General features: G+C 68.8%; 7 protein-coding genes. 1 reads left to right on the forward strand and 6 read right to left on the reverse strand.

Annotated elements, in window-relative coordinates; genetic code table 11:
* From A5745_RS06075 to A5745_RS06090, 4 genes are all read right to left on the reverse strand, one after another.
* On the reverse strand, positions 1-825 hold an 825-nt coding region (locus A5745_RS06075), incomplete at its 3' end, for an acyl-CoA dehydrogenase family protein (RefSeq protein ID WP_076115463.1).
* A complete protein-coding gene (locus A5745_RS06080; protein WP_175879774.1) occupies positions 822-1,979 on the reverse strand; it encodes an acyl-CoA dehydrogenase family protein in 1,158 nt (385 codons plus the stop codon). The genes A5745_RS06080 and A5745_RS06075, both read right to left, overlap by 4 nt.
* Positions 1,976-3,070: an acyl-CoA dehydrogenase family protein gene (locus A5745_RS06085; RefSeq protein WP_076115464.1), complete on the reverse strand. Its 1,095-nt coding sequence runs from the start codon at positions 3,068-3,070 to the stop codon at positions 1,976-1,978. Before A5745_RS06085 ends, A5745_RS06080 begins: the two co-directional genes overlap by 4 nt.
* On the reverse strand, positions 3,067-4,137 hold the full coding sequence (locus A5745_RS06090) for an acyl-CoA dehydrogenase family protein (protein WP_076115465.1): 1,071 nt from the start codon (positions 4,135-4,137) through the stop codon (positions 3,067-3,069). Before A5745_RS06090 ends, A5745_RS06085 begins: the two co-directional genes overlap by 4 nt.
* Positions 4,138-4,208: 71 nt before the next feature.
* On the opposite strand from A5745_RS06090, the gene A5745_RS06095 reads away from it, so the two are divergent.
* Complete coding sequence (locus A5745_RS06095; protein WP_076115466.1) at positions 4,209-5,081, forward strand: LLM class flavin-dependent oxidoreductase; 873 nt, start codon at positions 4,209-4,211, stop codon at positions 5,079-5,081.
* Here A5745_RS06095 and A5745_RS06100 read toward each other — a convergent pair.
* Both A5745_RS06100 and A5745_RS06105 read right to left on the reverse strand, forming a co-directional pair.
* On the reverse strand, positions 5,044-5,763 hold the full coding sequence (locus tag A5745_RS06100; protein WP_076115468.1) for an SDR family oxidoreductase: 720 nt from the start codon (positions 5,761-5,763) through the stop codon (positions 5,044-5,046). The two genes, A5745_RS06095 and A5745_RS06100, sit on opposite strands and share 38 nt — an antisense overlap.
* Before the next feature lie 30 nt (positions 5,764-5,793).
* Positions 5,794-6,392, reverse strand: a 599-nt coding sequence (locus A5745_RS06105) for a FadR/GntR family transcriptional regulator (protein WP_076115469.1), incomplete at its 5' end; no start/stop codon positions are given.

Here is a 6,392-nt window from a genome sequence, read left to right on the forward strand (position 1 = left end):
GGTGTGCCGGTCGAGCACGCTGACGTCGGACTCGTCGCAAAAGCCCAACGCGCCGAGTAATTGATGGGAAGTGCGCAGCACCTGCCGCGCGGTGTCGGATGCCTTGAGCCGGAGGACGAGCGCGTCGGCCGAACGGGCTTGCGGCGCTACCGATTCCGGGCGGGAGATGGTGTATTTGGCGAGCTCATGGAGCCCGCGCACCGCGACTGCGGCGTCGGCGACGGCGAACCGGACCGCCTGGAAATCGGCCAGCGGCTTGCCGAACTGGATTCGGGCTCGCACATGTTCGGTGACGATCCGCAGCGACTGCTGCACCGATCCCAGAATCCGCCATGATCCCAGCACGAGATGAAGATTAACGTCGGCGGCCGGCACGGTTCCATCGGGTGCGCTCAGAGTGGCCGGCACCAGAAACGGCCCGAGTTTGGCGTTCGTCCGTGACCCGGGCTGCGGGTGGTAGCGGTTGCCGTCCAGGTCCGCGGCGATCCAGTCGCCGGGTAGATCGCCGTGATCGATGCGCGGCGCGTCCGGATTGACCAGGGCCAGGCGGGCGCCGTCGATTGTCAGCAGCTCTTCGACGAGCGGATAGGGTAGCGCCGTCGCGCCGGCGGCCTGGCAGAGCACCGCGGCGGCCAGCAGATCGTCGGCCGCCGAGCGGACGTCGAGCTCGAACGCGCCGACCTCGCTCAGGGCCGCGCGCGCCGACCGCCGAACCTCGTCATCTGTCTCGGCGCGCAGCGCCGCCGGCGGCCCGCCGAACCGGGTGAGCCGCTTGGTGGCAACGTCGGCGAAGTCGCTGATATCTTGCGGCAGGTCGGTTTTCACCGGTGCTCTCCCAACACGTCACGGGCCACCAACATTTTCTGCACCTCGATGGTGCCCGATGCCACGGTGGCCGCCTGCGCGTAACGCCAATGGTCTTCGATCGCTCCGTGCAACGGCGCCGAGGCGCCGCTGTCCAGCGCGGTCGGCCCCAGCACATCGAACAGCAGCTCGGCCACTTGCTGATCGCACGTCGTGGTGACGATCCGAGCGGCGCTGGCGGCCGCGCCCGCCGCGGTATCGTCCTGCAGCGACACCGCCCGATAGGCCAGCAGCCGGGCGACCCGAAGGTCCACCAACGCCCGCACCCAGCGGGCGCGAATCGATTCGGGCAACGCATTCCAGTCGTCGCCGAGCTCGGTGCGCATCCGATCGAGAAGCGATTCACAGCGGGCGTACCGCGCGATGCCCACCCGCTCGAATGCGAGCGCCTCGCGCATCACCCGCCACCCGTCGCCGATCTCGCCGAGCACGTCGCCGGGATACGCCGGCACATCGTCGAGGAACATCTCGTTGAGGTGGTGCGGTCCGAGCATCGAGGGAATCGGCCGGACGGTGAAACCGGGCCGGTCCATCGGGATCAGAAACAGGGTGAGCCGCTTGGGTTTTGGGGCGTCGGGGTCGGTGCACGCCGCCAGCACGCACCAGGACGCCATCAGCGCATACGACGTCCACACCTTCTGGCCGGTGATGCGCCATCCGTCACCATCCGGCACCGCGCGGGTACGCAACGACGCGAGGTCGGTTCCGGCTTCGGGTTCGGAAAATCCTTGGCACCAGATGACGTCGCCGGAGGCGATGGCCGCCAGGTGCTTGGCCTTTTGTTCGGCGGTGCCGTAGCGCATCAGCGCCGGGCCCACCCAGTTGATCCCCATGTACTGCGGACCGCGGGGCTCGTGTTGGGCCCACATTTCTTCGCGCAGCACCGTCTGCTGCCACACCGAACCACCGCCGCCCCCATGCTCTTTCGGCCAGGCCAGGGCCAGCAGCCCCTCGGAGGCGAGCAGCTTGCAGAATGTCTCGGTGGTCGCCAGGTCGCGGGGATCGTCGGTGCAGGCGCCCAGGAAGTCGGCGGGAATGTGATTGGCTATCAGCTCCCGCAAATGGTTTCGCAGTTGGCCGGCATCGTCGCCGAGGTCGTAGTCCATCGTGCTCATCCCTTCGGCAGCCCGAGCACCCGCTCGGCGATGATGTTGCGCTGGACCTCCGACGTTCCGCCGTAGATTGTTGCCGCCAGCGCATCCTGGCGTTCGAAGAGCAGATCCGGGTCTCCCGCCGAGCTCGGACCCGCCGCGGCGGCGCCGAGCTCCCAAACACGTTGCAAAGTAACCGATCCGAGCAGTTTCAGGATGTCGGCTTCGGGGCTGGGTCGTCCGGCCAATTCGTTGCCGAGCGAGCGGTAGCCGGTGGCTCGCAGGGCTTCGGCATCGGCGAGCAGCGAGCCGAGCTCGGTGTATAGATCGTCGTCGTGGGTGCCCCGCACCGAGTCGAGACCTCGCTTGATCTCGACCCAGTTCATCACCCAGATCATCCGGCGCTCGTGCTGCAGCGAGGCCAGCGCGACGTTCCAACCGCCGTGCAGTGGCCCCAGCAGGTTTTCCGCGGGCACCTCGACGTCGTCGAGGAAGACCTCGCAGAACGTCTCGTCGGAGATCGACGCCATCCGGATGGGTTCGATCCGCACCCCGGGCGAGTGCAGGTCGAGGATCAGGCACGAGATGCCGCGGTGTTTCGGTGCGTCCGGATCGGTGCGGGCGTACAGCGTGCACCACCGCGACTCGTGCGCCTGGGTGGTCCAGATCTTGTGACCGTTGATCCGGAACACGTCTCCGTCGCGCGCGGCGCGGGTGCGCAAGCCGGCGAAATCCGACCCGGCTTCGGGCTCGGACATGCCCAGCGCCCACCATTCTTCGCCGCGCAGCAGGGGCACCAGCAGGCGGTCGATCTGCGCGGGTGTGCCGAACTGACGAATGCCGGGCGCTGCGACGTTGGGGCCGGCGATGTTGGGCAGCTTGGGCGCCGAGCGCATCGCCCCTTCGAGCCGCACTTCCATGGCGTCGCGCAGGCCCAGCGATCGACCGCCGTGTTCGCGGGGCCACGTCGGTTGTATCCATCCGGCCTCGAACGCGGCCCGTTGATAGTCGCGCCGCAGCGGGAGGTCCCAGCGGTACTGGCGATAGTTCTCGTAGTAGTCGTTCGGCAGGAATTTCGTCAGCCAGGCGGCGAATTCCTGCACGACGGCGCTCACGCCGCGCCTCCCGCGAAGCGGCGGCCCACCGCGTGGTAGAGCGCGCGACTGTCGCCGAGCAGTGCGGCGCCTTGCCACGCGCGCCGGACATAGAGGTGGATGTCGTGTTCCCAGGTCTGCGCCAGCGCGCCGTGCACCTGCACCGCGGTGCGCGCGCAATTGGCCGCCGCGTCGCCGGCCGCCGCCTTGGCCAGGGCCGCCGCGGTCCACGCGTCCGCGGGCATGGCGCTGGGATCGCCGAGGCGGGACGCCGCCGCATACGTGAGGCTGCGGGCGCGTTCCAGGCCGACGTAGTTATCGGCCAGCGCGTGTTTGATCCCCTGGAAGGCCCCGATCGGGGTACCGAACTGACGGCGCGCCTTGGCGTGCTCGACGGATCGATGCAGGGCGGCGCTCGCAACGCCGACCAGGTCGGCCGCGGCGGCTACCAACGGCGCCGTCAGCGCCGACCCGACGCCGACCGGTGCGGTCGCCAACGGCTCGACGTCGATCTCCACGTCGGCCACCGGTTGGGCGGGGTCGGTCGATTCGCCCGGCGGCACCGGCGTCACCCCGTCGCCGCAGCGGGCCACGGCCACCAGGACGCCGTCATCGGATCGGGCCAGCGTGACGATCAGCTCCGACCGGGACAGGTTGGGCACCGCGACGGCCCGCCCGCGTAGGCGCCCGTCCCGCAGGGTCACCGGGGCCCCGGGCAGGCGGCGGCCGGGGCACTGCACCGCCAGGGTGGCGACGACGCCGCCGGCGATGTCGGCCAGTGCCGCGTCGAGGCCACCGGCGCGCAACGCACCCGCGGCCAGGCCGACGCTGCTCAGCAACGGGATCGGCGCGATCGCGGCGCCGCACTCCTCGAGAACCACCGCCAACTCCACGGGCCCGTAATCGCCGCTAGCCTCTGGTGCGGCAAGTTCCGTCCAGCCGAGGTCGACAACCGTCTTCCAGATGGCGCGCCAGCGTTCGGGGTCGGTCATCGCTTGACGGGCGGCGTCGGGGGGACACTCGGCGCGCAGGATGTCGCGCACAGTGTCGCGCAGCGACAGCTGCTCCGAAGTCAGACCGACATCCATAAGACCCCTAACATAATAAAAATAGTAAACTAGCGACGCTGTTGCAATCGGCGCGAGCATTAGGTGGGTGCATGGTCGAGTGGTATCTGTTCCTGCCGCAGGTGCGGTTGCCCGCGGCCGACATCGCCGATCGGGCGCTGCACGCCGAGGCCAGCGGCTTCCACGGAATCGCCTTCATCGATCATCTGGAAGCACCCGGATTGCCCAACGAAAGCATTTGGGAGGCAATGGCGATTGCGACGTGGGTGGCGGCCAAGACGCAGCGGCTGCGGATCGGTCACCTGGTGCTGTGCGACGCCTTCCGGCATCCCGCCGTGCTCGCCAAGCAAGCCGTCACCCTGTCGGACGCTTCCGAAGGGAGATTCGACCTCGGCCTGGGCGCGGGATCTTGGCCGGCGGAATTCACCAGATTCGAAGTGGGCCAACAGGATCCGGTGGCCCGCGTTGTGCAACTCGGGCGTCACCTGGCCCTGATCCGGCAGTACTGGGGCGACGGCGCCGACGAGGGTGGCCCCGTTCAGCTACCCAAACGGAACCATCCGATACCGCTGGTCCTGGGCGGCAGCGGACCGCGCATGATGGAACTCGTTCGTAACTATGCGGATTGGTGGAATCTGCAGGCGGATCGCATCGACCGGCTGCCGAAGCTCGCCTCGCAAACGGGATCCGCGCGGGTCTCGGTTCAGCAGATGATCGGGTTCGCCCGCTCGGGCGACGATCCGAACGCCGTCCGCGAGGTGAGCACCCGACGATTCGGCAACCTGGGGTCGGGCCTGATATGCGGCGATGCCGACGAGCTGATCCGGCACTTCGGCGGTCTGGCCGGCCAGGGCGTCGAGCGGTTCTATGTGTGGTTCGCCGATTTCGCTAAGCCCGATTCGCTGCGGGAGTTCGGCGAATCGGTCATCAAGGCGTTCCCTGACGCCGGCGCCGCGCTTCGGTAGGCACCACCGGCGGGCGGGCATACGGGCCCCGCTGCACGGCGGAAAGCCGTATTTCCGGCAGGTCCACCGACGGGTCGACGGTGTCCAGCCACGCGACCGCATCCGCCACGTCCGACACGCGAATTGCGTACATCTCGAAGGGAACATCCTGCAACATCTCGGTTTCCACCGGGCCGGGCGTGACGATGTGCACGGCGATGCCGTCGCGGTCGACCTCGAGCGCCAACGCGCGGGCGAACGCGTTCATGCCGGCTTTGGACGCGGAGTAGGCGGTGCGGGCCATCATCGGTTCGTGCGCCGCCGACGACGAAATGAACACGAACCGCGAGCCCGCGCGCATCCGGGGCAGCGCCGCGGCGGTGACCACAAAGCACGAATCCAGGTTGGCCGAAATGATCGTCCGCCACTGCTCGAAGGTCTGCTTGCGCGCGTAGGTGCCGCCCAGTGTGCCGGCCGCGTGGACCACGAGATCGATCGATTCCAATGTGCTTATCGCAGAAGCAAATCCGTCCGGGTCGGACGCATCGGCCGCGACGTATCGCGCACCGAGCTCGTCGGCGGCCGCGCGCAAGGGGCCCTCGCGCCGCGCCACCAGCACCACGTCGTAACCCAGCTCGCACAGCTTGCGACCGCATCCCTTGCCGATCCCGCCGCTGCCGCCGGTGACCACTGCGGTTCGCATGGACTTGCCGCTCACCCAGCAGGCTGCCTCTCAGGAGTGCCGGATATCCCGCGGGCGTGACAACGCCTGCGGTGAAAGCGCATAGATCCGTTGATCGGGCCGGCCGGACAGCACGTACGTTTGCGTGTCGGCGAGGTGGCGGCCCGCAATGCGGCGAGCGCGGTCGACGTCACCCTCCGCGATGGTCTCCGTCAGCTTGGTGTGGGTGGCCAGAACCGCGCGGCGCTGCGCCAGCGACGGGTAGGTGCCGCGCGCGGCGCTCTCGTCGGCCCACTGCTGTTCGTGGCTGGTCCACAGCGTCTCCAGGCTGCCGACGACCGCGATGATGGTGTGGTTTCCGCAGCCGCGAACCATGAGATCGTGGAATTCCCGGCCGATTTCGGTGAAAAGCCGACCGTCGTCGAGGTGCTCGGCCATCGAATCGTTGACTCGCTTGAGCTCCGGCACCAAGGTGTCGGCCCGGTCGGGCCGCTGGGCGGCCAGCGCGGCGCAGGCCGGCTCGAGTTCCTGCAACGCCATGCCCAGATCGGCGACCGCAACGGACTCGCTCTGCAGGAGCAGGCCGAGCATGTAGGCCGCGCTGGTCTTCGCCGGTGCGTGCACGACGGCGCCGCCCCGGTTGCCCCGCC

It is taken from the genome of Mycobacterium sp. IS-2888, from assembly GCF_001954215.1.
Lineage (GTDB): Bacteria > Actinomycetota > Actinomycetes > Mycobacteriales > Mycobacteriaceae > Mycobacterium.

Coding starts and splice junctions, on each gene's coding strand:
- A5745_RS06080 (WP_175879774.1), bottom strand. CDS start 1,979: ATGAGCACGATGGACTACGACCTCGGCGACGATGCCGGCCAACTGCGA.
- A5745_RS06090 (WP_076115465.1), bottom strand. CDS start 4,137: ATGGATGTCGGTCTGACTTCGGAGCAGCTGTCGCTGCGCGACACTGTG.
- A5745_RS06095 (WP_076115466.1), top strand. CDS start 4,209: ATGGTCGAGTGGTATCTGTTCCTGCCGCAGGTGCGGTTGCCCGCGGCC.
- A5745_RS06100 (WP_076115468.1), bottom strand. CDS start 5,763: ATGCGAACCGCAGTGGTCACCGGCGGCAGCGGCGGGATCGGCAAGGGA.